General features: G+C 64.4%; 24 protein-coding genes. 15 read left to right on the plus strand and 9 right to left on the minus strand.

What is annotated here, in order from left to right:
• Positions 1 to 23: 23 nt before the first annotated feature.
• The 6 genes from AC1DS6_RS35090 to AC1DS6_RS35115 all read right to left on the minus strand — a co-directional run bounded on the left by AC1DS6_RS35090 (position 24) and on the right by AC1DS6_RS35115 (position 7615).
• Positions 24 to 965 (minus strand): isochorismatase, encoded by a 942-nt coding sequence (locus AC1DS6_RS35090; RefSeq protein ID WP_441632449.1) that lies wholly within the window; start codon positions 963 to 965, stop codon positions 24 to 26.
• Between the two features lie 6 nt (positions 966 to 971).
• Positions 972 to 2603 (minus strand): (2,3-dihydroxybenzoyl)adenylate synthase, encoded by a 1632-nt coding sequence (locus AC1DS6_RS35095; RefSeq protein ID WP_477104200.1) that lies wholly within the window; start codon positions 2601 to 2603, stop codon positions 972 to 974.
• Entirely contained in the window at positions 2600 to 3787 is a 1188-nt protein-coding gene (locus AC1DS6_RS35100; RefSeq protein ID WP_477104201.1) for an isochorismate synthase, read from the minus strand. The genes AC1DS6_RS35095 and AC1DS6_RS35100 overlap by 4 nt, the downstream gene beginning before the upstream one ends.
• A gap of 215 nt (positions 3788 to 4002) precedes the next feature.
• Positions 4003 to 6111, minus strand: a complete 2109-nt coding sequence (locus AC1DS6_RS35105) for a TonB-dependent receptor domain-containing protein (RefSeq protein ID WP_477104202.1) — start codon at positions 6109 to 6111, stop codon at positions 4003 to 4005.
• Between the two features lie 100 nt (positions 6112 to 6211).
• Positions 6212 to 7195 (minus strand): helix-turn-helix transcriptional regulator, encoded by a 984-nt coding sequence (locus AC1DS6_RS35110; protein ID WP_477104203.1) that lies wholly within the window; start codon positions 7193 to 7195, stop codon positions 6212 to 6214.
• Positions 7196 to 7312: 117 nt separating this feature from the next.
• Positions 7313 to 7615 (minus strand): hypothetical protein, encoded by a 303-nt coding sequence (locus tag AC1DS6_RS35115; RefSeq protein WP_477104204.1) that lies wholly within the window; start codon positions 7613 to 7615, stop codon positions 7313 to 7315.
• Between the two features lie 10 nt (positions 7616 to 7625).
• Between AC1DS6_RS35115 and AC1DS6_RS35120 the strand changes: the two genes are divergently transcribed.
• The 6 genes from AC1DS6_RS35120 to AC1DS6_RS35145 all read left to right on the plus strand — a co-directional run bounded on the left by AC1DS6_RS35120 (position 7626) and on the right by AC1DS6_RS35145 (position 13593).
• A complete protein-coding gene (locus tag AC1DS6_RS35120) occupies positions 7626 to 8477 on the plus strand; it encodes an alpha/beta hydrolase (protein ID WP_441632460.1) in 852 nt (283 codons plus the stop codon).
• A 244-nt stretch (positions 8478 to 8721) separates the two neighbouring features.
• Positions 8722 to 9381: a 4'-phosphopantetheinyl transferase family protein gene (locus AC1DS6_RS35125; RefSeq protein ID WP_441632462.1), complete on the plus strand. Its 660-nt coding sequence runs from the start codon at positions 8722 to 8724 to the stop codon at positions 9379 to 9381.
• A gap of 213 nt (positions 9382 to 9594) precedes the next feature.
• Positions 9595 to 10638 (plus strand): sigma-54 interaction domain-containing protein, encoded by a 1044-nt coding sequence (locus AC1DS6_RS35130; RefSeq protein WP_477104205.1) that lies wholly within the window; start codon positions 9595 to 9597, stop codon positions 10636 to 10638.
• 173 nt (positions 10639 to 10811) lie between these two features.
• Entirely contained in the window at positions 10812 to 12173 is a 1362-nt protein-coding gene (locus AC1DS6_RS35135) for an acyclic terpene utilization AtuA family protein (RefSeq protein WP_441632466.1), read from the plus strand.
• A 14-nt stretch (positions 12174 to 12187) separates the two neighbouring features.
• Complete coding sequence (locus AC1DS6_RS35140) at positions 12188 to 12526, plus strand: DUF4387 domain-containing protein (protein ID WP_441632468.1); 339 nt, start codon at positions 12188 to 12190, stop codon at positions 12524 to 12526.
• A gap of 152 nt (positions 12527 to 12678) precedes the next feature.
• Positions 12679 to 13593, plus strand: coding sequence for a tripartite tricarboxylate transporter substrate binding protein (locus AC1DS6_RS35145; protein WP_441632470.1), 915 nt, complete (start codon positions 12679 to 12681; stop codon positions 13591 to 13593).
• 16 nt (positions 13594 to 13609) lie between these two features.
• On the opposite strand, the gene AC1DS6_RS35150 is transcribed toward AC1DS6_RS35145, so the two are convergent.
• The gene (locus AC1DS6_RS35150; protein WP_477104206.1) at positions 13610 to 14011 is read right to left on the minus strand and encodes a hypothetical protein; all 402 of its coding nucleotides are present in this window, start codon (positions 14009 to 14011) and stop codon (positions 13610 to 13612) included.
• A gap of 174 nt (positions 14012 to 14185) precedes the next feature.
• Here AC1DS6_RS35150 and AC1DS6_RS35155 point away from each other — a divergent pair, with 174 nt between their 5' ends.
• Entirely contained in the window at positions 14186 to 15100 is a 915-nt protein-coding gene (locus AC1DS6_RS35155) for a sensor histidine kinase (protein WP_477104207.1), read from the plus strand.
• Positions 15101 to 15113: 13 nt separating this feature from the next.
• Positions 15114 to 15875, plus strand: a complete 762-nt coding sequence (locus tag AC1DS6_RS35160; protein WP_477104208.1) for a LytR/AlgR family response regulator transcription factor — start codon at positions 15114 to 15116, stop codon at positions 15873 to 15875.
• Positions 15876 to 15902: 27 nt separating this feature from the next.
• Here AC1DS6_RS35160 and AC1DS6_RS35165 read toward each other — a convergent pair whose 3' ends face one another.
• Positions 15903 to 16241: a 2TM domain-containing protein gene (locus AC1DS6_RS35165; RefSeq protein WP_477104209.1), complete on the minus strand. Its 339-nt coding sequence runs from the start codon at positions 16239 to 16241 to the stop codon at positions 15903 to 15905.
• A gap of 337 nt (positions 16242 to 16578) precedes the next feature.
• On the opposite strand from AC1DS6_RS35165, the gene AC1DS6_RS35170 reads away from it, so the two are divergent.
• Positions 16579 to 17085 (plus strand): DUF1993 domain-containing protein, encoded by a 507-nt coding sequence (locus AC1DS6_RS35170; protein ID WP_477104210.1) that lies wholly within the window; start codon positions 16579 to 16581, stop codon positions 17083 to 17085.
• A gap of 102 nt (positions 17086 to 17187) precedes the next feature.
• On the opposite strand, the gene AC1DS6_RS35175 is transcribed toward AC1DS6_RS35170, so the two are convergent.
• Positions 17188 to 18390, minus strand: coding sequence for an MFS transporter (locus tag AC1DS6_RS35175; RefSeq protein WP_441632482.1), 1203 nt, complete (start codon positions 18388 to 18390; stop codon positions 17188 to 17190).
• A gap of 106 nt (positions 18391 to 18496) precedes the next feature.
• Here AC1DS6_RS35175 and AC1DS6_RS35180 point away from each other — a divergent pair, with 106 nt between their 5' ends.
• The 6 genes from AC1DS6_RS35180 to AC1DS6_RS35205 all read left to right on the plus strand — a co-directional run bounded on the left by AC1DS6_RS35180 (position 18497) and on the right by AC1DS6_RS35205 (position 24394).
• Complete coding sequence (locus AC1DS6_RS35180; protein ID WP_441632484.1) at positions 18497 to 19402, plus strand: LysR substrate-binding domain-containing protein; 906 nt, start codon at positions 18497 to 18499, stop codon at positions 19400 to 19402.
• A gap of 323 nt (positions 19403 to 19725) precedes the next feature.
• Positions 19726 to 20373 (plus strand): 7-carboxy-7-deazaguanine synthase, encoded by a 648-nt coding sequence (gene queE, locus AC1DS6_RS35185; RefSeq protein WP_276290641.1) that lies wholly within the window; start codon positions 19726 to 19728, stop codon positions 20371 to 20373.
• A 46-nt stretch (positions 20374 to 20419) separates the two neighbouring features.
• Complete coding sequence (queD, locus tag AC1DS6_RS35190) at positions 20420 to 20896, plus strand: 6-carboxytetrahydropterin synthase QueD (RefSeq protein WP_477104211.1); 477 nt, start codon at positions 20420 to 20422, stop codon at positions 20894 to 20896.
• Between the two features lie 29 nt (positions 20897 to 20925).
• Positions 20926 to 21594, plus strand: coding sequence for a tRNA adenosine(34) deaminase TadA (gene tadA / locus AC1DS6_RS35195; RefSeq protein WP_477104223.1), 669 nt, complete (start codon positions 20926 to 20928; stop codon positions 21592 to 21594).
• On the plus strand, positions 21591 to 22565 hold the full coding sequence (gene ldcA, locus AC1DS6_RS35200) for a muramoyltetrapeptide carboxypeptidase (RefSeq protein ID WP_477104212.1): 975 nt from the start codon (positions 21591 to 21593) through the stop codon (positions 22563 to 22565). Before tadA ends, ldcA begins: the two co-directional genes overlap by 4 nt.
• 218 nt (positions 22566 to 22783) lie before the next feature.
• Entirely contained in the window at positions 22784 to 24394 is a 1611-nt protein-coding gene (locus AC1DS6_RS35205) for an ABC-F family ATPase (protein ID WP_441632488.1), read from the plus strand.
• Positions 24395 to 24581: the final 187 nt, after the last annotated feature.

Genomic DNA, 24581 nt, shown 5'->3' on the forward strand with positions numbered 1-24581 from the left:
TTGCATGCGCAGGAACGCCCCATTCATGCGCGCGTGTTGGCGGCGCCCTGCAGCAATCGCCACCATGCGGCGAGCGTCGGCTCTTGCGCCAATTGCACGAAGCTGACGTCCGCGCCGGCCTGGCGCAGTTCCTCGACCCAGGCCATGATGCGCACCGAGTCCAGTCCCCAGTCCATCAGGTTGTGGTGCGACTGCAAATCCGTTTCCACTATCTGCAGGCTGCGCGCGACCTGCGCCGTCAGCGCGGAGAGCGACCGCGGCCTGACGAAGCCGCGCGCGGCAATTCCGGCGGCCAGTTCTTCCGTGCACACGACCTTGCCGCAGCGCTGCGCCACGTAATCGAGCGCCATGCTGTGCGCCTCCCGGGAAAAATCGGCCAGTGCATCGGCCACGAAGAATGGCTGGATGTCTCTCATGAACGCCTCGCACGCTGTCATCAGGCAGCCGATGTGCGCGTAGATGCCGCAAATGGCAAGCTGGTCCCTTTGTTGCTGGCGCAGCATGGTTTCGAGTTCTGAGCGCTGAAACGCGCTGTAGCGCCATTTGTCGAGAATATGATCGCCAGGCGAGGGGGACAGGCTCGCGCAAATGGCGCCGCGCGTTGGCTGCGCCGTCAATCCGGGGCCCCACATGTCCGTCAGCAGGCCTCGTTCGGTCGCTGTCTGCCGAGGTAGTTGCGCGGTGTAATACACCGGCATGCCGGTGGCGTGCGCGATATCGATCAGGCGCCGCGTATGTGCCAGCAGATCAGGAATGGGAGCTGCCCGACGGTCATAGAAATCCAGGAAATAGTCCTGCATGTCGTGCACCAGCAAAGCCCCGCGACTGACATCGAAACACCATGCCACCCGATTGGCAGGCAAGTCCGCGGGCATGGTGTAAGAGGTGATCTTTTGGATTGCCATATCAACGATACGAATATTCAGTGGATGTGATGGATGACGCGGGGCGGGCTGTTCATTCACCGTGATTTATCCGGCGGCCGCCTCGGCGGCTGCCAGCCGATTCGCGATGTCCCTGCGCAATGCCAGCTTGTTGGTCTTGCCGACGGCCGTCTTCGGGAGAACGTCGACGAACTCGACGCGGTCAGGAATCTTGTAGGCGGCAATGCCTTGCGTGCGCAGAAAGCGCAAAAGGCCTACCGCGTGCAGCGCCGGATTGCCGCGGATCACATAGGCGCAGATTTTCTCGCCCAGATAGGCGTCGGGCATCGGCACTAGCGCCGCATCGACGACCTCGGGATGCGCCATCAGCAAGTGCTCCACTTCTTCAGCCGAGACCTTCTCGCCGCCGCGATTGATCTGATCCTTCGCACGGCCTTCCACCACCAGATTGCCCGCTTCCGTCATGCGCACACGGTCGCCGGTGCGGTAGAAGCCATCCGGCGTGAAAGCGCGCGCGTTATGCGCATCGGCCTTGTAATAGCCGCGAATGGTGTAGGGGCCGCGGGTCAGCAGATGGCCCACCTCGCCCGGCGCGACGGGCTGATCCTCGTCATCCACGATGCGGATCTCATCGTCCGGCGAGAGCGGGCGGCCTTGCGAGCGCACCACCACGTCGACAGGGTCGTCGAGCCGCGTATAGTTGACGAGTCCCTCAGCCATCCCGAACACCTGCTGCAGTTTCGCGCCCAAACCGATCTCCAGCCGCTGCGCCAGCCTGTCGCCGAACCGGGCGCCCCCGACCTGCACCACCTGCAAACTGGCCAACGCATCCCGCCGCTCCCGGGCGGCGGAAAGCCAGACCTGTACGAGCGGCGGCACCAGCGCGGTGATGGTCACCCGTTCCCGCGCAATCAACGGAAAGGCCGCATCAGGGTTGCCGCTGTCGCTCAACACGACGGTCCCGCCCGCATGCAGCGTGCCCAGCGTGCCGGGCGAACTCATTGCGTAGTTGTGCGCGACGGGCAAAACGCACAGGTAGACGCTGTCCTCGGTCAGGCCGCAGATGCGCGCGCTTTCGCGAATGCTGTAGAGATAGTCGTCATGCGTGCGGGGGATCAGCTTCGGCGTGCCGGTGCTGCCGCCGGACAACTGCAGAAGCGCGACGTCGCTGGCGGCGGGAGCCGCGGGCAATTCGGCCACGCCTGCAGGCAAGCTGTCCAGCGCGATGTGACCTCCCGCATCGCCGGCTATCAGTACATGCTTGAGCGTCGGCGCTTCCGCTTGCACGCTCTTCGCCAATTCGCGGTAGTCGAATCCGGCATGACGGTCCACCGCGATATAGGCCACCGCTTCGGCATGCCGGCAAAAATGGCCGATCTCCTGCTTGCGGTGGGCCGGCAGTGCGAAGACCGGCAGCGCACCGATTCTGAACAGCGCGAAGACAACGATGAAGAATGCGGCGCAATTCGGCAACTGCAGCACAACGCGATCGCGCGGGAGAATCCCCAGTTCGACGAAGCCGCTGGCCAGACGCTGTGCCTCATCCGCGAGCTCGCGGTATGTCCATCGCGTTTCGCCCTGCACCAACGCGGTACGCCTGCCATATTGCTCGGCCAGTCGAGCCAACCACTGTGGAAAGGACTGACCCTGCCAATATCCCTTCCCGAGATAGTCGTTGGCGACCGCATCCGGCCAGGGCGTGCAATGGGCCTGTATCATGCCGCCACCTCCGGCGCCGCACCGCTCGCGGCATCATGAGCCACGCCCATTGCGTCGAGCATCGTGCGGAACTTGGCCGTCGTTTCCGCCAGCTCCCCATCCGGCAGCGAATCCCTCACCACGCCCGCTCCGGCAAACAGGCGCAAGGTATTGGCGGCGATTTCCGCGCAGCGGATGGCGACAATCCACTCGCCGTCGCCGCGCGCGTCCACCCAGCCCAGCATGCCGGTGTAAAAGCCGCGATCGAACGGTTCGGTCTGCAGAATCAGTTCCCTCGCGACACTGCGCGGATAGCCGCACACCGCGGGTGTGGGATGCAAGGCCAGTGCCAGCGTCAATGCATCGGCCCGCGTCGTGCCACTGATTTCAGTCGACAGATGCCACATCGTCTCTGTGTGCATCAGCGCGGGCCGTCTGGGCACATTCAGCATCTTGCACAGCGGAGCCAGGCTCTCTTTCACGGCATCGACAACCACGCGGTGCTCTTCCAGATCTTTTGCGGACTCCATCAGCGCTTCAGCGCGGCGACGGTCCTCAAGCGGGTTGCTGCTGCGGGGGGCCGATCCAGCCAGCGGATTGGCCCGCACTACGCCCTGGTAGCGGCTGACCAGCAATTCGGGGCTGGCTCCGAGCAGCGTGCGTCCTTCGCCCACCTCCACCGAGAAGGTGTAGCCGCGGGGATTGCGCGCCGCGAGACGGGTGAGCAGCGCGCGCGCATCTACCGGGTGCCTGCCGGCCAATTCCAGCACTCGCGCCAGCACGACCTTGTCCAGATAGCCGGCGTGAATGTTCGCTATGGCCTGCGCTACCCCGGCCGCATAATTTTCACCAGAGGGAACTGCACGCGTCGCGTAGCGTTCGGCGGCAGGCAGCGGCGGTGGCGAAACGGTCAGGGGCCCGGCACGCAGCAACGCGCGGACGACACCAAGCGCCGCGCGCTGGCCAACGTCGAACGGGATCGCGCCGGCCGCCACCGGGTTCGGATGCCCCTTGGCGCTGGCTTGGTTCAGCGCAAGCTGTACACGCTGGCCTAGCGGATCGTCGGAATGAGGCACTTCGTCGATGACATCCTGCGCCAGCAACGTATGACTGGGGCTGGAGAGAAAGAGCCGTGAATCTGCTCGGTACAGGTCCAGGAGGAGATGTGCCGTGAGTGAAGATTCCGCACGAGGAATAGCATTCATTCTTTTTGCCCCCAACTTAGGTTGACGTGGAAGGATTCGCATACCGGTCCCACGTTTCTTCTCACCTGCAACGGTCATGCGTCATTGCTTGCTTTTCATTGCACTGGCCATGGCCGAGCAGTAACGAACGAGTCAATCGGCATGTGAACAATCCGAATGGATAGCATCACTAATAAATACATGGGACGTCGGGTCGTGAGTGCGATTGAAGATCTTTACATCTGAGCTGTCAGGCTCAGCGCGAAGCGGCGGCCTTGGTCCACCATCCAGTTGCCGCTCAAGCCGTTGGCGCGACTACGGTCGTCCACGGGCACCATCTTGTTGGTCAGGTTCAGCACGGCAAAATTGATCGCGAGATTCTTGGATATGCGATACATGCCGCCCAGATCGAACGTGGTGGTGGAGGGTCTTTCGCGTACGCCCTGGGCGCCATTCCGGAATGCTGCCCATTGCTCGCTGCCGATGTAGTTGATGTCGGTGTAGAGATTCAACTGGGGCAGGGGTGTCCAATCCACCTGCATATTGAGCTTGTGTTTTGGTGTCTTATCCAATGGGTAACCGTTCAGCGAGCTGCCATTGAATGCTCTTTCCGATTTGCCCTCGCGTCGCGATTGGGTCATCGTGTACGACCCGGAGATCTTCCATTGCGTGGCCAGATGTGTGCCGACGCCAAGTTCGAGGCCGTACAGTTTGACCTTGTCGATGTTGTTGTACGCATAGATATTGCGGCCAGGGGAGTTGGGGTCGGCGACCCCCGTGTCGTAGCTGGATACCTTGTTTTTGAGCAGGTTGTTGAATAGGGTGAGGCTGAGTTGACTCTTGCCCTGGTCGTAACGCACGCCCAGTTCCTGCGTGAGGCTGGTTTCGGGCTTGAGGTTCGCGTTCCCGCACAAGGTACCGGGGACGGCGCCCGCCACGCCGCCGGTTGTCATGCAATATCCAGCGGTGCTCTGACGCAGAGTAGGGGGTTTGAAGCCGGAGGACACGCCGCCGCGCATCGTCCATGTCGGGCTGAGTTTGTATACGCCGTAAACGCGCGGGCTGACATGGCTGCCATACCGATCGTCATGGTCGAGCCGCACGCCTGTGGTCAGCGTGAATCTGCTGTTGACGAAATAGTCGTTCTCGCCGAACAGGGCCCAGGCATCGCGCTTGATGCTGTCCGAATTCGGGGCATGGCCCTTCGGCACCGCATCCTGCCTTCCCACGCCGGACAGCTGGGCCCAGATATGCTGACCACCCGCGGTCAGGATATTGCGCTCTCCCGCCCATGGCACCTCCAGTTTCCCTTCGAGCACCGTGTCGGTAATCGCCGGCTTGATCGGAGTCCGGCCCGATGCCGTCCACTGGTCCTGCGTGCCACGCTCTCCATAGAGGGACAAGGTGGAGTTGCCGAAGTCCCATCGTCCACTGTGCGTGACGCCCCAGTACTCGCGCGCATGGCGAGTCTCGACGATGGTCGTTGGCACATTGCGTGGGGTCGGGACCGCGATACTCTGTCCGGGCGTGCTGAGATAGGTCAGTTGCTCTCGTCCCGCATTCAGGCTGAAATCCTGATTGCGCGCCGGCTTGACCGCCAGCTTGACGTCAAAGCTGAGGTCGCGTTGACCGTTTGCGCCGCTGGTGCCATTGAGCGGGTAATAGATATTGTCTTCGCCGCGATGCAACGCCTTGCCCGACACCTGCAAGCCGACCACATCTTTCTTGATCGGGCCGCCGACCCAGAAATCGACGCTTTGGGTGTCGCCCTGGTTTTTCTCCTGCTGCAGCACGCCGCCGACGGTGACCGTGCCGCCCCATTTCTCGGGAACCTTGCGCGTGATGACGTTGATCACGCCGCCCATCGCATCCGCGCCGTACAACGACGACATCGGGCCCCGCACCACCTCGATGCGCTCGATCGCGCTCAACGGAGGTAGCAGATTGGCTTGAACGCCAGCCGTGCTTCGATTCATCGTCTCCCTGGTGTTCTGACGTTTGCCGTCCACCAGCATCAGCGTGTATTCGCCCGGCATTCCGCGGATCGAGATGTCTTGGTCGTTAGGGCCGGCGCCGACCACGCTGACACCTTCCACGGAACGCATGATGTCGGCCAGCGAGTTGTATGGTCTGGCCTCGATATCCTTGCGAGTGATCACGGAAATGCTGGCCGGGGCCTCCTTGATGGCCTGCTCGCGCTGACTGGCAGTCACAACCACGGTCCCCAGCGTTGCCTCGCCATCTGGTGGCTGCCCCGGTTGTATCTGCGCCAAGGCACCGGATGCCCCCAGGACACCGGCAGCCACTGCGGACTTGAGGGCAAAACAGGGTAAGGAATGTGACATGATTTCAACTTAGTTAATGAGAGGCATTCGCGTTTCATTATCTAGGTTGAAAGCATGCGAAGTGTTTGCGCAAGAAACGAACTTGTTTGCGCGACTGTCTTCAGCGCTGGCCGCTGCGTCGGGCAAGCTTCGGTGTCACCCCGAAACGCCGTTTGTAGGCAGTTGCGAAATTTGCAGGGCTGGTATAGCCGGCTAGTGCCGCCGCTTGCTTGATGCTGAGGGCATCGTGCTCCAGCGCCAGCCGGGCTCGCTGAAGCGAGCTCTCGCGCAAAAAATCGAATATGGTCGTGCCGTAGGCGCTCCGGAATTGCCGCTGCATGGTGTTGGCGTTCATGCCCATTTGGCGCGCCATATCCTCGAGCGAAAGCTGGTTGGCTGCCGCACCGCTAAGGAATGCCCGCAGCTCCGCCATGCGGCAATACCCTCTCGCGCTAAGGCCCGTCGCACTTGGCTGCGCGAAATTGTGGATGATGCTCTGGCTGCCCCGGGGTGGCGCCAATGCCTCCGCCAGCAGGTCCAGCATGCGGCTTTCCAGGTAAATGGCCTGCAAGATCGGTTCATAGGCAGGCGGTCGGACGATCTGCTCGGCCAGGGCTATCGCGCGTGGCGTAGGCTGCCAGGGCTGCGTTAGCAGGTGAGAGGACAGCAGAGAACGCAAGCGCGCCGGCATCTCCGCGCAACTGGCCTCCTGGAGGTGCTGCAGCCATTGGTCGGAGATGACGAAGCTAAGTCGTCGCGCATAGTTTCCTTTGCTGATTCGACGGCTGAAGGCTTCGGGCTCGATGGCATTCATCAGGAATGACTGAGCGCAGCCCGGTCGCCCATGGGAAAGCTCGCGTGCGCTGCGTGGGCAGGCAGTCGTCAGTACCACGCGCCGGTTGCCATACGACAGGTCCAGCTTTCCCTCGAGCAGCAGCACCAGGTGCAGGCCGGGGGCGCAGCGTCCGAAGACGGTGCCATTGAATTCGTCCGTCGCGTCATCGGCGTGCACTTGCAGGCCCGGTCGCACTTCACGGATCTTGGCCATGTGTTCAGCCAATCCTGGCTTGCTGGGATCAAGAAGACGGTCTTCGAGCGCATCCATGCTGCCTGCCCCTCTGAGCTTGGCGGTGCCGACCGCTTATCCGGCGGGGCGGCGCAAACCATTTCGTTGCTTCGCCAAACAAACGGCGCTACAACGCACATCCCTTTCAGGATAAAATTAAATGAGAATCATTATCATCGCCGGATCGACCTGAGAAAGACAAGTAAATTTTTGTTGCGGCTCTGCGCGCAGGTGCTGTGTTGCACGGTGAGCGCAGCGCAGGCACAGGAGACCGTTATCGAGCTGGCGGGCTGCAGCGCCCGCATTCCCGCCAACACCGCGCGCATCCAGCCGGTCGCGCTGCAGGGCGAATGCTGGACGAGCCTCGGGCCTTGACATGCCGGTATCCGCATCCATCACACGCCGCACGCTGTTGTTGGCGAGCCTGGGGGGCGCGCTCTCCGGCTGCGTCACGTCCATGAGATCCGGCTTGCCGAGCCTTGCCGCTTCGGCGCCCGTTCAGGTCCCTGCGAGCCGGCAGATCGACGTGACGATCGCCGGGCAACGCCGGCGCATTTTCGTCGCATTGCCGCCCGAGCCCGCGCCGCAGCAGGGATATCCCGTCTTGTACGCGCTGGACGGTAACGCGTTGTTTCCCCTGATCGCGCAGTTGGCGCGCAACCGCGCGGCGCGCCCCGATGGAGCGCGGGCCAGTACGCCGGTAGTGGTCGGGCTGGGATATGCCACGGATGCCCCTTACGACATGCAGAGGCGCACCGACGACTACACTTTGGCCGCGATACCGGGCTCAACACCCGAAGCGAGCCGCAACGGTGCAGATCGCTTCCTGGCCTTTCTCGAGCATGACGTGCAGCCGTGGCTGGCGCGGCAGCTACCCATCGATCCACAGCGGCAGATCCTGTTCGGCCATTCCTATGGCGGATTGCTGACCTTGTACGCCTTGTTCACCCGCAGCCGCATGTTTCAGAACTACATCGCGGCCAGCCCCTCGATCTGGTGGGGCGATCGCGCCATCCTGCGATTCCGGGACCAGTTCGTGCGGCAGGCGTCGCTGCTTCAGCCGCCCATCGGCTTGCTGATCACGGCAGGCAGCCTTGAAGAAGGCGTGCCGAACGCGGATCCGGAACGCGCGCGCCGCCAGCAGGCGCGCAAGCAGGTCGGCTCTGCCCGCGCTCTCACGCAGAGCCTGCAGGGCGTGCAGGGATTGCGGGCCGAGTTCCGTCTGCTGGAGGGCGAGGACCACGGCAGCCTGGTTCTCCCCAGCGCTGCCTTGGCCGTCAGCATAGCCTGCGCCCCGCCGTCAACCGGAGCTCCGGCATGAGCACCTCAAACTGCAGCAAGGCTTTCACACGCTGTTCGGCAACAGTGTCCAGGCTATTCGAACGTCAACCATTTCAGCGCCGCCTTTCGCAAGGAGTTCGGCGTACTTCCCAGCGAATTCCGACGACGTGTCAATAAGCCCGGTGCCGCTCGTTTACCGCCTGAGGCTGCTCGGGGTCCTTGTGGAATGCGCCTGCTGGTCGGGCTTGCATGATGACGCGGCGCGCGATGCCGAGGATTGGCTCTTGCTGGACAGCGACGAACGTATGCGCTGGGTGGCGTTTCCCCGTGAGAGAGAGCGGCGGCGCTTTCTGCGCAGCCACGCAGGCTTGCGGCGGCGGCTTGGCTTGTGGCTTGGGGCGGCGCCGCAGTCGCTGCACTTCGAGATTGCGGCTGGCGGCAAGCCCTGGCTACCGGCTTGGCCGGACGTTGACTTCAGCCTGAGCCATAGCGCCGAGTGGTCGGCCTTGGCACTCGTCCGGTCGAGCACGGTACGCGTGGGCAATGACATCGAGGCCGTTCGGCAACTTGACGCCCCCCCGGCATTGGTGCGCCACGCCCTGCGCCGCGAATCAACGGCACTGGCCGCACTGCCGCCCGCCTGCCAGGCCCAAGGCGTGCTGCGGGCTTGGACGGGCAAGGAGGCGGTGCTCAAGGCCCTCGGCACTGGGCTCGCGGGGCCAATGGACGCCTTCTGCTTGAAACTGGACGCGTGCGGGCGGCCTCTCGGCCTCGATTGGGATCCGTCTTGCGAGCATTCGGGCGAACCGTTCGTGAGGCAGCGCGCTTTGCCGCAGGATGCCGCCCGCCATGGAGGTGCGGGGAATCGGATCACCGTGCGGGGGCTACCGGAACCCCCAGGGCTGGCCGCATGGAGTGTCGCGGCCGTCTCCGGTAGGTGGTGAACCCGGACAACGTCCAGGTCCCATGGCAACGCCCACGCCATCATTCCCGGCTGGACCAGCGCTTGCCGCCGCGGTGTTTGTCCCCGTGGCGCATGCACCCATCCGCTCGATCCCCGTCACCGCGCCGGAATAGGTTAATCTTCCGCGCAGATGACCGACCTCAACTTGCCGGCGCCGGGACGTCCTCCGCCCCGGCGCCGGCTCTCGTATCCCATGATGAACGAACCTTCTCGCCCGCAGCTCGTTGGGGACCATCCCTCCATCGTCGCTCTGCGTGAACTGGTCGCCCGCGTTGGGCGCAGCCAGGCTAGCACCGTGCTGATCTATGGCGAGACCGGGACGGGGAAGAGCCTGGTGGCGCGCATGCTCCACGCGCAGTCCAATCGGGCTGGGCGCGAGTTCATCGATATCAATTGCGCTGCGATTCCCGCCCAGTTGCTCGAATCCGAGTTGTTTGGCCATGAGCGCGGTTCGTTTACCGGCGCGGTCAGCAGGAAGGAGGGACTGATCGAGGCGGCGAATGGCGGCACGGTCTTCCTGGACGAAGTCCGCGAGCTGGATCCTGTCATGCAGTCCAAGATCCTGACCCTGCTGGACACGCGGCGATTCCGGCGGGTCGGCGCGGTGCGTCCCATCAGCGTGGATGCCCGCTTTATCGCAGCGACCAACAAGATCCTGTTGAGCGAGGTCAAGGCCGGCAAGTTTCGCGAGGATCTGTATTACCGGCTGCAGGTGATCGCCATCAATATCCCGCCGCTGCGCGAGCGTGGCGACGACATTTTCCGGCTCGCGAGCAACGCGCTGGCGAAGTACAACGCGCAGTACGGCAGCCACTTCCGGCGGCTGGATCCGGAGGTGGAGCGCATTTTCCGCGCGTACCAGTGGCCGGGGAACGTGCGTGAACTTGAAAACCTGCTGGAACGCATCTGCGTGCTGGAGGAAGGCGATTGCATCCGGCCGTATCACTTGCCGGCGCGCATCCTGCGGGACGTGGCGCGCCCCGCGGGAGCAATGGACGATGCCGTGGCGCAGCCGGCTGCAATGGACGGGCATGCTGCGTCCGAGCGGGGGCAGGACTATTACGAGGCCACGGCACGCTTCCAACGCGTGCTGATTGAGCAGACGTTGGTGTCGTGCCACCAGGGCCTCAGTGCGGCGGCCGAGAACCTGGGGTTGAGCCGGCACGCTTTGCGGCACCAGATGATGAAGCTGGGCCTGCTGGCCCCGACTGCCGGAAGTGACGAAGAGGGGGCGTGAGTTTCACGCAACTGCGCGCCTTCTTTCGCGTGAAAATCACGCGAAAGGCTGGATGTCTAATGCTAAGTTACTGAAATATAAAGATATCTACATGATTCGCCCTGTGGCATGCAATCTGCTCTAGATGAATCGTCAAGCCCGGCTTGGGGAAGACACCATCTGGAGAACACTGCATGCAGTCCCTGAAGATCATTTGCCCTAATGGCCATCTCGGCTTCGCGCCGTTGCGCACCGAGAGCTTTGGGTTGGGGGTGGAGGCGGGCCCTGACTACATCGCGGCCGATTCGGGAAGCGATGACGTGGGCCCGGTGCCGCTGGGGTCGGACACTTCGACGAGTCCCGAAGCGTGGCAACGGCACGATCTGGAGCAAATGTTGCTGGCGTCGCGCCGTCTCGGCGTGCCGATGATCATCGGCTCGGCCGGCGATACGGGATCGAACAGCCGCGTGGACCTGTACGTGCGGATCATCGGCGAACTGGCCGCCAAGCATGGCCTGAGGAAGTTCCGGGTCGGCTACTTCTATTCCGAGGTGGACAAGGCCTTTCTTCGCGAGTCAATGCGCGCCGGAAGGGCGGTGAGCGGGCTCGACGGCTTTGCAGACCTGACCGAAAGCGAGCTCGATGCGACCGACCGTATTGTCGCCATGGCCGGTGTTCATCCCTATGTAGAGCTGCTGCGCCAGGGCGCCGACGTGATCATCGGCGGGCGCAGCTCGGATGCCGCGGTCTTTGCCGCGCCGGCGCTACACCACGGCTTTTCCGCCGATCATTCCTATTACCTGGGCAAGGTGCTCGAGTGCGCGTCGTTCTGTGCCGAGCCCTATGGCGGCAAGGAGACCGTGATGGGCGTCATCTCGCACGACGACGTCCAGGTCACGGCGATGCACCCCGAGCAGCGCTGCACCGTCGCCTCGGTATCCGGCCATGCGATGTACGAGCGCTCCAATCCGTACGAGGAGTTCGTCGCCGGGGGCAAGCTGGACATGACGCATTGTCGCTACGAGCAGATGGGCAATCGCACCACGCGCATCACGGGCTCGCGCTTTATCGAGGCGGAAACGGTCCGGGTCAAGCTGGAAGGAGCGGGGAAGGTGGGCGAGCGCTTCGTCGGCCTGTGCGGCATCCGCGATCCCTACACCATTGCCAACGTGGACCGGGTGATTGCGTGGGCGCGCGAGCAGGTGCGCGTGCGTTTTGGCGACAGCGGCTATCAACTGCACTACAACGTGTACGGCCGCGATGGCGTGATGGGCGAGCTGGAGCCGCTGCGCGACCGCCCGGGGCACGAGCTCTGCGTGCTGGTGCAAGGGGTCGCCCCGACCCGCGAGATGGCCGAGGAGGTGACGATGATCGGCTTGCGCCAGATGTTCTATGCGCGGCTGCCTGACGTCAAAGGCACGGCCGGTTCGGTGTCATTCCCGCTGGATGAAGTCCTGCACGCCAGCGCGGCCTACCGTTGGACACTGAACCACACGGTGGAGGTGCAAGACCCCATGGCGCTGTTCCCCACCCACCTCATTGAAGTTGGCGTCTGAGCCTGGAGCCGCATATGACAACGACGACTACGAAGACAACGCAAAAACTGCATCAACTCGCCAAGATCATCCGCAGCAAGAACGCGGGGGTCAACAAGATCACTTTCGACATCATCTTTCGCGAGGCGCACGAGTACGAACACGTCAAGCGCTCGCGCGTGCTGAGCCGGGAAAGCATGGCCGCGCTATACGCGATTCCGGTCGAACGGATCTCGGATTTCGTCGAATACGATCCCGCGTACGCGATCAAGTTCACGATCTATCGCGCCCGGCCCAGCGGCAGCGCCGGCGATGGCGACATCTTTGGCGCCCAGCAGTACGCGCCGCTGCTGGACCTTGATATCCCTGCCTAGGCAGGACATCGCCGGATTCCACGGGACCCGGGTGGACACCCGGGTCCCGGTTCCTGACATCCATGCTGCTCTACCCACTGAGATAGGAGCGCCGAATGCGAAAGACGTTAGCCCACATTGCCCTGTTGCTTGCCGCGATGTCCGCGGTAACCATGGTGGCGGCCCAGACCGATGCCAAGGTGCCGCCTTTGATGAGAATTGTCGTGCCGTTTTCGGCGGGCGCGAGCAACGACGTGATCGCGCGTGCGATCGCGCCGGGGCTGGCAAAGCGCCTGGGGACCACGGTCATCGTGGAAAACAAGCCTGGTGCGGCAGGCGTCGTTGGTGCCGATTCGGTTGCCAAGGCGCCACGGGACGGGTCCGTGCTGCTACTGACGTCATCGACCTTCCTGACCGCTGCCGCCACCCAGCCTCGCTCGCCCTACGATCCGCTTGCCGCGTTCGCGCCGGTGTCCATGGTCGCCGAGGGGCCGTTGTTGCTGGCGGTCTCGTCCTCGACCCAGATCACGTCGCCGGCCGAGCTGATTGCGGCAGCGCGCGCCAAGCCAGGCGCGCTGACCTACGGCTCGGCGGGGATCGGTTCGCTGGCGCAGCTGGCGACGGAGTTGTTGTGCGACATCTCGAAAGTCCAGATGATGCACGTCCCGTACAAAGGGGCTTCCAACGCGATGATCGACCTGGCCGCGGGGCAGATCGACGTCATGATGTCCAATTACAGCTCGCTCGTGACGCAGCTGAAGTCCGGCAAGGTGCGGGCGCTGGCAGTGACCTCGCAGCGGCCGAACCCGGCGTTTCCCGAATTGCCATCACTGGCGACATCGGTGCCAGGCTATGGGATCGAGATCTGGGTCGGTGTCCTCGCACCTGCCGGCACGCCCGCGCCGCTGGTCCAGAGGCTGAACCGCGAGATCAATGAGATTGCTGCGTCGCAGGATGTGCGTGTCGTGCTTGAACCGGACGGCTCGGCGCCCAAGGCAATGAGTCCGTCCGAATTCGGCGCGCGCATGAGGCAGGATCTTGCGCAGTGGAAGCACATCGCCGGTGACCGGAAGATCGTGGCGGAATGAAAGGTGGGGAGAAGCCTTAGGCGCCGTCCAGCAAGTCGTGCGCGTTCAGGATCGCGTACGCTATATCCGGGTTTGTCTCAAGGCAACGCCGTATCGCCGCGGGAATGGCTTGCTTGGTCTTGCGGCACAACCCGGTTTGCTCCTCCACCTGGATGCTGATGCCGCGCACCGTGCGCACTTCGTGGATGCTGGGCGTGATCGTCAGCACGATGCCCAGTTGCGCGTACATGCGCCGCTCCATGTCCTTCAGGTCGGCAAGGCTCGACAGGCTTTCAAGGCGGGTGATCAGCCTTTTTTCTTCTTCCCTGGTCAGCCTCAGGATCCGGATGTCTGCCTGCGGGTCGCCCAGCAGGGTTTCGCGGCCGCACGTGCAGGCGCCTGGCGGACACTCCTTGCGAATCGGAAATGGGACGTTCATATCGTCGTCGGGGCGATGCGCATCATCCAGAGAGGGTAGCTGACTATCATAAATCAGGAGCCCACTGATCATCCGTCACTGGCGCCGCATTTCCGTCGGTCCGGCGCAAAGCGCCGCGGAACGCATATCTGCGGTGGTAAGCTCAAACTCTGTGCGAGCCCGATTCCTACACCTTTGCAGCCGACCTCAACCCAGTTGTGGCGTACCGTCGCCGACCAGCGCGCCTATGACGATGCCAAGCGGCGCGTCCGGTCGTTGCGTGGTTTCTATGCCCACGCCATCCTCTATGTGGCGATCAATACGATCCTGGTTGTCATCAATCTGATGACGGTTCCGCATCGGCTGTGGGTTTTGGGTCCCTTGTTTGGCTGGGGCACTGGCGTGGCCGTGCACGGCCTGTTGGTCTGGACCCGTGTCGGCCTGCTGGGCCGCCAGTGGGAGGAACGCAAGATCGCCGAACTGCTGGCGCGCGACCGGGTCCGTGTGCTGTCGACCGAGAAACAGCTGGTCGAGGCGCAGATGCGATTGCTGCAGGCCCAGATCGAGCCGCATTTCCTCTTCAATACGCTGGCGAACGTGGTGAGCCTGATCGAATCGTCTCCGCCCCGTGCCACGCTGATGCTCGAGCATTTCATCGCCTACCTGCGGGCATCGCTGACGGCGAGCCGTTCAACGCAGGGAACCGTGGCCCAGGAGGCTGCGCTGCTCCACGATTACCTGGAGGTGATCAAGATCCGCATGGGTGAGCGCCTGAACTACACCATCGACATCGACCCCCGACTGGCCAAGGCGCCGCTGGCGCCGATGCTGTTGCAGCCGGTGGTCGAGAACGCCATCAAGCATGGCCTGGAGCCCAAGATCGAGGGCGGCCGGCTGGTGGTGCGGCTGCAGCGCCGCAACGATCGCATGCAGGCTTGCGTCGAAGACAACGGCTTGGGCTTCAAACCGTCCGATGGCTCGGGGGTTGGGTTGTCCAACCTGCGCGAGCGGCTGGCCGTCCTGTACGACGGCGATGCGCACGTGCGGATCGAAGAGCGCTCCCCGGGCACGGCCGTCCTGATCGACCTGCCCCTGCCTCCCATGACCTGAACGGAGATTCGTCATGACCCCGACCGCCGTGATCGCCGACGACGAAGAGCACCTGCGCGCGCACCTGCGTGCCAAGCTGGCCCGCCTGTGGCCCGAAATGCAGGTGCTGGCGGAAGTCTCCAATGGCTTGCAGGCGGCGGAAGCCATTTCCCGGCTGTCGCCCAGCGTCGCTTTCCTGGACATCAAGATGCCCGGCCTGTCCGGGCTGGAGGTGGCGCAGGGGCTGGAAACCGACACCAGGGTGGTGTTCGTCACGGCTTACGATGAGTATGCGCTGGAGGCCTTCGAGCGGGAGGCGGTCGACTACCTGGTCAAACCGGTGACCGACGAGCGCCTTGCCCGCTCCGTCGAGCGTTTGCGCAAGGCCTTCAACGAGGCCGCGCCTGCGCCCGAGCTGGCCCGGCTGCTGAGCCAGCTGACGTGCCGGCTCGGCGGCGCCGAGGCGAGCGAGCCGCTGCGCTGGGTGCGTGCGAGCCGGGGGGATACGACCAGCCACGTACCGGTCCAGGAGGTGTTGTACTTCCAGAGCGACGATAAGTACACGGTGGTCAATACGCGCGACGGCGAGCACCTGATCCGCACCCCGCTGGCGGAGCTGGCCTGCAGCCTCGATCCCGAGTGGTTCTGGCAGATCCATCGGTCGACCATCGTCAACATGAACCATGTGGCGGGCACGCGGCGGGACGGCACCGGCCGCTTGTTTGTCCGGCTCCATGGCAGCCAGGCGGAATTGCCGGTGTCCCGGGCCTACATGCACCGGTTCAGGCAGATGTAGGCCGGGGCAGGGTGGATGGCCGCCGCTTCAGTCCCGGCCCATGAACTCGCGGATCTTGCGCTCCTCCCAGTCACGCCCGCGGCCGCTGATCCGGATCCAGACCACCAGGCCGTGCAGGCCCAGCGCCAGGCCCCAGGCCAGCGTCGTCCCCATCGGCCACGGCCAACTGTCCAGGTGATGGCGAGTCCAGTTCGGCGCAGGCAGGAAGAAGTACCGCAGCCACAAGAATGCATTGACGGCCATGTACACCATCAGGTGGATGTACCACCCGCGTAGCATCCTGACCAGGCGGGAAGCGCGCCTATAGGCCAGCGCTTCGGGGCCGGGAGGATCGCCGGAGGGGAATGGGTTCGGATCGGTTCTCATCGTTTGCGGTCTCACTGGAGCCTGGTATGGCCGTAGTGTTGTGCATCGGGCGGCAGCCGGGCCACCGCGGCGCGCCGGATCAACACGAAAACGTCGCCAGTGGTGGAAGGCGTTCGCCAGCCGCTGGACGCTTTTTGGGTTGTTCACGAGCTTGAATGGCAGACGGCTGACGCGTAACGCCGAGTTCCTCGGTCAGCAGTAGCATGCCACGCGCCAGCAGCCGGCCGGCGAAAAACTGCCGGAGGGTTTATCCTCGCCGTGTCGCTCACCCGGGCAGGGGCGCAATTCGCGCACCGGCAGGATGGCGCGTTCGGCAATCCCACCCAAGGACTCCCCCATGTCACTTTCGATGTATGAAGTATCGATCCCCGCCTTTATGCGGGCATTCGGCAGCCTGTCGGCCATCCTGGACAAGGGCGCCGCCTTTGCGCAGGCGCAGGGCATGGATCCTGCCGATTTGATCCAGACCCGGCTGGTGGCGGATATGGACCCGCTGTCGGCGCAGGTGCAGCGCGCCAGCGATAGCGCAAAGGGTTGCGCGGCGCGGCTGGCGGGAATCGAAATGCCGTCCTTCGCCGACACCGAGACCACTTTCCCGGAACTGCAGGAGCGCATTGCCAGGACGGTGGCGTTCCTGAAGACCATCGAGTCCGCCCAGCTTGAAGGCAGCGAGACGCGCACCATCGAACTCAAGCTGCGGCCCAATCCGGTGACGTTCGACGGCAAAACCTATTTGCTGGGCTTTGTGCTGCCAAACTTCTATTTCCACGTGACCACCGCTTACGACATCCTGCGCCATAAGGGCGTGCCGATTGGCAAGCGCGATTATCTCGGTCTGTCCTGACCGAAGGGCGCCCGTCCTGGCGCCATGCCGAGGGGAAAGGCGGCGAGGCCACCTTAGCATCATGCCATGGGCGGCCTCGTCCGCAGGGGTGGCGCGCCGGGCTCAGGCCCCGCTGGCCGCCAGTTCGCGTTCGGCGGCGGGTTGCTGGTCAAGCCGGTCCAGGCGGCCGCTCCAGGCGGTCAGGCCCAGTGCCACCAGCACCACCAGCGCGCCAATCCACGGCGTATGCATCAGTCCCATGTGGGTCACGATCAGTCCGCCGGCCCACGCCGCGCCGGCAATGCCCAGGTTGAATGCGGCGATATTCAGGCCCGATGCCACATCCACCGCATCCGGCGCATAGCGCTCCGCCTGCTTGACCACATAGACCTGCAGGCCCGGCACATTGCCGAAGGCAACTGCGCCCCATGCCAGCACGGTAGCTACCACCAGCCAGCGGTGCGCTGCGGTGAAAGTCAGGGCGAACAGTACGAGCGCCAGCAGCAGGAACACGATCTTGAGCGCGGGAATGGGACCGTGGCGGTCTGCCAGGCGTCCGCCCCAGATATTGCCCGCGGCGACCGACACGCCGTAGACCAGCATGACCAGCCCGACCGCGCCGGCGCTGAAGCCCGACACATCCTGCAAGATGGGGGCGAGGAAGGTGAAGGGGATGAACGAACCGCCATAGCCGACCGCGGTCTTGGCGTAGACCAGCAGCAGGCGGGGCTCCGCCAGCACCTTGGCCTGTTGCAGCAGGGAGGCCGGGGCGCTGTGGCGGATATTGGCCGGCACGAACATCAGGCTGCCGACAAAGGCCACCAGGCCGAGCGCCGACACCGCGAGGAAGGTCTCGCGCCAGCCGAAATGCTGGCCGATAAAGGTGCCCAGCGGCACGCCTGTGACGAGGGCAACCGTCAGCCCGGTGAACATGATGGCGATCGCGCTCGCGGCCTTTTCCTTCGGCACCAGGCTGGTAGCGATGGTGGAACCGATCGAGAAGAAGACGCCGTGGGCCAGGCCGGTCAGTATCCGCGCCAGGATTAGCGATTCGTAGCCGGGTGCCTTCCATGCCAGCAGGTTGCCCAGCGTGAACAGCGCCATCAGCGACAGCAGCAGCGCCTTGCGCGGCAGGCGGCCGGTGAGGGCGGTCAGCACGGGGGCGCCAATGGCCACGCCGAGCGCATAGAGGCTGACCAGCAGCCCGGCCGAGGGCAGCGTGATCCTGAGGTCGGCGGCGATGGTGGGAATCAGGCCGACGATGACGAATTCGGTGGTACCGATGGCAAACGCGCTGATGGTCAGCGCGAACAGGGCAATGGGCATGGTTAGCTCCAGGAGCGTCCGGGAATTGGGATGGGCGCAGTTTGCCGCTGTCTTTGTTGCGGAATAAGTGGGTGATCTGGATAAGATATTTGATTAGTATTCAAGAATGAAGATCACTCTCGAAGAACTGCAGGCCTTTGCCACTGTGGTGGATAGCGGCTCCATTACGGCCGCGGCCGAGCAACTGGGGCAGACCGTGTCGGGGATCAGCCGCGCGCTGAGCCGCCTGGAGGAGAAGGTGGGCACGACGTTGCTGCACCGGACCACCCGGCGGCTGGCCTTGAGCGAGGAGGGCGAGGCGCTGCTGGCGCATGGCCGCGCCATCCTTGCCTCGGTCGAACTGGCGGAGGAGCAGATGGCCGTGCGCCGCCAGCAGCCGGTGGGGCGGCTGCGGGTCAATGCGGCATCGCCCTTCATGCTGCATGTGGTCGTGCCGCTGGTCGGGGAATTCCGCCGCGCCTATCCCGGGATCGAGCTGGAACTCAATACCAACGACCAGATCATCGACCTGCTGGAGCACCGCACCGACGTGGCGATCCGTATTGGCCCGCTGCGCGATTCCACGCTGCATGCCCGGTCCCTGGCCAGCAGCCGGGTGCGCGTGCTGGCCAGTCCAGCCTATCTGAAGGCAAGGGGTCGCCCGGAAACGGTGGCGGACCTTGCCGGCCACAGCCTGCTGGGCTTCAACCAGCCGGATTCGCTCAACCGCTGGCCCCTGCGCGGCGCCATGGGCGAGGAGGTGCAGATTGCGCCGCATCTGGCGGCGTCCAGCGGCGAGACCCTGCGCCAGCTGGCGCTGGCCGGCGAGGGGCTGGTCTGTTTGTCCGATTTCATGACCGAGGCCGACCGGCGCCGCGGCGATCTGGTCCAGGTGCTGATGGGGAGCACCATCGACGAACGGCAGTCCATCAATGCGGTCTACTACCTCAACACCCAGCTTTCGGCGCGCATTGCCAGTTTCCTGGACTTTGTCGGCGAGCGGTTGCGTACGGCCGGCTGGGCGAAAGTCTAGGCGGGTATGTGGCCCGGAGCAGACTTGTCTCCGGAGCAGGGGAAGGAGGTAGAAGAGGGGGCGGCTGGAGCCGATCCCGTACCTGTGCGAAAATAGCGAGTTAGCCGCAGCTTGCCCGCCATTCGCCGCGCGTCGCTCCCCTGGAACACTCCTCCCGGCCTCCGCCATGCGCGACCCGGGACTTGCCTGCGCCATGCGCAGTTTGCCGGCCCCCGGCCTGAGCGCTCCGCCGACGTGTTTCGCCGACGCGCCTCGCCGTCGGGCCGCATCGTGACTGCATCACCCACAATTACCTACAGCTACCTAAAGCTTTACCAGCCAGCATGACTTACGCCGTCAAGGAAATCTTCTACACACTGCAGGGCGAAGGCGCCAACGCGGGCCGTGCCGCAGTGTTCTGCCGCTTCTCCGGATGCAATCTCTGGAGCGGCCGGGAGGAAGACCGTGCCAGCGCGGTCTGCCAGTTCTGCGATACCGACTTCGTCGGCACCGACGGCACCGAGGGCGGCAAGTACCGCACCGCCGATGCGCTCGCCGACATGGTCGCGGCCCAGTGGCCGCAGTCCGTGGAGAGCAGCGCCGCCGGACGGCCGCTGGTGGTCTGCACCGGCGGCGAGCCGCTGCTGCAGCTTGACGCGCCCCTGATCGACGCCCTGCATGCGCGCGGCTTCGAGATCGCCATCGAGACCAATGGCACGCTGCCGGTGCCGGACGGCGTCGACTGGGTTTGCGTGAGCCCCAAGATGGGCGCCGAACTGGTGGTCAAGCGCGGCGACGAGCTCAAGGTGGTGATTCCCCAGGATGGCCAGGATTTCGCCGCATACGAGCGCCTTGATTTCCGCTATTTCCTGGTGCAGGCCATGGACGGCCCGCTGGCACGGCAGAATACCGCCCTCGCGGTGGACTTCTGCCAGCGCCGCCCGCTCTGGCGCCTCTCGCTGCAAACCCACAAGCTGTTAGGCATCCGGTAAATCGCACCGGCACGCTTCGGCATCCCCTCGGCACCCATCGGCCCTCATGAACAAGCAAGTTTCCATTACCCGCCGGCTGGAGTTCGACTCCGGCCACCGTATCCCCAACCATGGCGGCCAGTGCCGCAACATCCATGGCCATCGCTATCGCCTTGACCTGACGCTGTCGGGCGAGGTGCTGCATCGCGCCGGTGCCTCGGACGAGGGCATGATCCTGGATTTCAGCGATATCAAGGCGCTGGCCACGGAGCACCTGGTCTCCAAGTGGGACCACGCCTTCCTGATCTATCGCGGCGACACGGCGCTGCTGAATTTCCTGCAGACCATGGACGGGCACAAGACGGTCGTGCTCGATGCGATTCCCACCGTGGAGAACCTGGCCCAGATCGCCTTCGACATGCTCGCGCCGGTGTTCAAGGATTGCTTTGGCCACCAGTTGCAGCTCACGCGCCTGGTGCTGTTCGAGACCCCGAACTGCTGGTCCGAGGTCAGCGCCGCCTTCACCCTGCCCGCGCAGGACTGAGGCGGCCGACCCAGCGCATGCCAGCCGAGATGAACGCGCCGATCCTTCCGCCGCAGGCGGCCGACGCCAGTGCCGATCCCGCCCTGGAGCGCGACCGCCGCTACATGCAGGCCGCGCTCGACGAGGCACGCCTGGCCGAAGCCGCCGGCGAAGTGCCGGTGGGCGCGGTGGTGGTGTGGAACGACACCATCATCGCCCGCGGCCATAACCTGCCGATCCGCTCGGTCGATCCCTCCGCCCACGCGGAAATGGAGGCACTGCGCGCCGCCGCGCAGGTGATCGGCAACTACCGCATGCCGGAGTGCGAGTTGTACGTGACGCTGGAACCGTGCGTGATGTGCAGCGGCGCCATCCTGCATGCGCGGATCCGCCACGTGGTGTTTGGCGCCACCGATCCCAAGACGGGCGCCGCCGGCAGCGTGCTCAACCTGTTCGAGCAGGCCCAGCTCAATCACCAGACCACGATCGCCGGCGGTGTGCTGGCCGACGACTGCTCGCGCATGCTGAAGGATTTCTTCGGCGGCAGGCGCCGGGCGCAGAAGGCTGCCCAGAAAGCGGCGTTGGCAGCGGCGCAGGCAGCGGCTGGCGACGCTTCCGGGAGCGATGCCCGGCCCGTCGCGCCGGGTTGCGCGCATTGCAGCCCCGAAGTCACCACTCGTTCCACTGAAACCGACCCAAGCCAAAACCCCGAAGCATGAGCCAGCCCACGACCACGCCCACGCCACCCACTGAAGTCCGCCTGATCGCTTCGTCGGGCTATCCGCACGATGTCGCCATCGCCGCGCGCGGCTGCGCCTGGCTCAAGGGACATGGCTTCCATGTCGGCAATCCGGACGTGCTGGCGCGCCGCTACCTGCGCTTCGGCGGCAGCGATGCCGAGCGCCTGGCGGACCTGCATGCCATCGGCACCGGCATGGCGCACGAGCTGACGCTGGCGGTGCGGGGCGGCTACGGCATTGCGCGGTTGCTGGAGCGCGTGGACTTCGCCCGCATCGCCGAACAGGCGCGCGCCAGCCAGACGCCAATCGTCGGGCATAGCGATTTCACGGCCTTCCAGCTGGCTTACCTGGCGGCCACGGGCGGGGTCACTTTCGCCGGCCCCATGCTGCTGGCGGATTTCGGTGTGGACGTGGTCGATCCGTTCATGTGGGAGCATTTCGACGGCGTGCTGCGCAATCCGGCGTATGCCGTCGACGTGGCCGCGCCGCAGGCCGGCGGCCAGCCCTTTACCGGCACGTTGTCGGGCACGCTGTGGGGCGGCAACATGGCGATGCTGTGCAGCTTGCTGGGCACGCCCTTCATGCCGGCCGTGGAGGGCGGCATCCTGTTCCTCGAGGACGTCAACGAGCCGCCATACCGGATCGAGCGCATGCTGCTGCAGCTGGACCAGGCCGGCGTGCTTGGCGCGCAGCGCGCGATCGTGCTGGGCGACTTCTCCAACTACCGCGTGACCGATTACGACAATGGCTACGACCTGCCCGCGGTGGTGGCTTACCTGCAGGAGCGGCTGGACGTGCCGGTGCTCACCGGCCTGCCGTTCGGCCACTGCCCGCGCAAGCTGACCCTGCCGGTGGGCGGGCAGGCGCAGTTGAGCGCACGTGCGGACGGCTTTTCGCTGTCGCTGTCGGGGTATCCGGTGTTGAAAGCAGCGGTATCCACCCACATCTGAGGCCTATCGCTTCGTTCCTTTGCCCGCGAGTGGTAAAATCGCGGGTTGTTTCCCGATTTCCCCGCCAGGGCCCCCGCGCCAACGCACCGCCAGGTCGCCACGCCGGGCCTTTAGCCGCCCACGCTGCCAAGCGATCAGCATTTTGCCCGGTCCTTGGCAAGCGGCAGCCCGAGGCAAGCGCGAGTCCCGCGCCTCATCATCCATACAAGGTTCCAGACGTGCTTTCTACCGCAAACATCACCATGCAGTTCGGCCCCAAGCCGTTGTTCGAGAATATCTCGGTCAAGTTCGGCGAGGGCAACCGCTACGGCTTGATCGGCGCGAACGGCTGCGGCAAGTCGACCTTCATGAAGATCCTCGGCGGGGATCTCGAACAGTCCGCCGGCACCGTCATGCTGGAGCCGGGCGTGCGCCTGGGCAAGCTGCGCCAGGACCAGTTCGCCTATGAAGACATGCGTGTGCTGGACGTGGTCATGATGGGCCACACCGAGATGTGGGCCGCCGCCGCCGAGCGCGACGCCATCTACGCGAACCCCGAAGCCACCGACGAAGACTACATGAAGGCCGCCGAGCTGGAAGCCAAGTATGCCGAGTACGACGGCTACACGGCCGAGGCGCGTGCCGGCGAACTGCTGCTGGGCGTGGGCATCCCCACCGACCAGCACCAGGGCACCATGAGCAACGTGGCGCCGGGCTGGAAACTGCGTGTGCTGCTGGCGCAGGCACTGTTCTCGAACCCGGACGTGCTGCTGCTCGACGAGCCGACCAACAACCTGGACATCAATACGATCCGCTGGCTGGAACAAGTGCTCAACGAGCGCAATTCCACCATGATCATCATTTCCCACGATCGCCACTTCCTGAACTCCGTGTGCACGCACATGGCCGACATGGACTACGGCACGCTCAAGGTCTACCCGGGCAACTACGACGACTACATGGAAGCCTCCATGCAGGCGCGCGAACGCCAGCTGGCGGCCAACACCCGTGCCAAGGAGCGTATCGGCGAACTGCAGGACTTCGTGCGCCGCTTCTCGGCCAACAAGTCCAAGGCACGCCAGGCCACCTCGCGCCTGAAGCAGATCGACAAGATCAAGGTCGAGGACATCAAGCCGTCATCGCGCCAGAACCCGTTCATCCGCTTCGAGTTCGAGAAGAAGCTGCACAACCTGGCGGTGGAAGCGGAAGGCATCACCAAGACCTACGACCGCAAGGTCATCAACAACCTGTCGATGGCGATCCAGGCCGGCGAGCGCGTGGCCATCATCGGCGAGAACGGCGCCGGCAAGACCACCTTGCTGCGCAGCCTGCTGGGCAGCACCATCAAGGGCGGCGTGGAAGTCGATCGCGGCACCATCAAGTGGGCCGAGAACGCCAATGTCGGCTATATGCCGCAGGACACCTTCGAGGAATTCCCGGTCGACCGCGACCTGATCGACTGGATGAGCCAGTGGACCCAGGCCGGCGACGACGACCAGTCGCTGCGCGGCACCATGGGCCGCCTGCTGTTCTCCGCCGACGACATCAAGAAATCCGTCAAGGTGCTGTCCGGCGGCGAGAAGGGCCGCATGATCTGGGGCAAGCTGATGCTGGGTCGCCACAATGTGCTGGCGCTCGACGAGCCGACCAATCACATGGACATGGAATCGATCGAGTCACTGCAGATCGCGCTGGACAAGTTCACCGGCACGCTGGTCTTCGTCTCGCATGACCGCGTGTTCGTCAGCGGCCTGGCCACGCGCGTGATCGAAGTGCGTAACGATGGCACGCTGACCGATTACCTGGGCACGTACGACGAGTACCTGGAGTCGCAGGGGATTGATGGGTAAGCGCCCGAAACCGACCTCTCCATCCGCAAACAATCGGGGCTGCCTTCGGGCGGCCCTTTTTGTTTCTTGGTGCAGTACACAGCGAAACGCGAACGGGAGTTGTCCCAATCCTGATGTACCCTGATTGTACCCAAGTGGGGCACTCATGGGACAACTTGCTCGATCCTGCTTCATCGCACTGGGCAGG

It is taken from the genome of Cupriavidus sp. 05L310 (assembly GCF_056398185.1).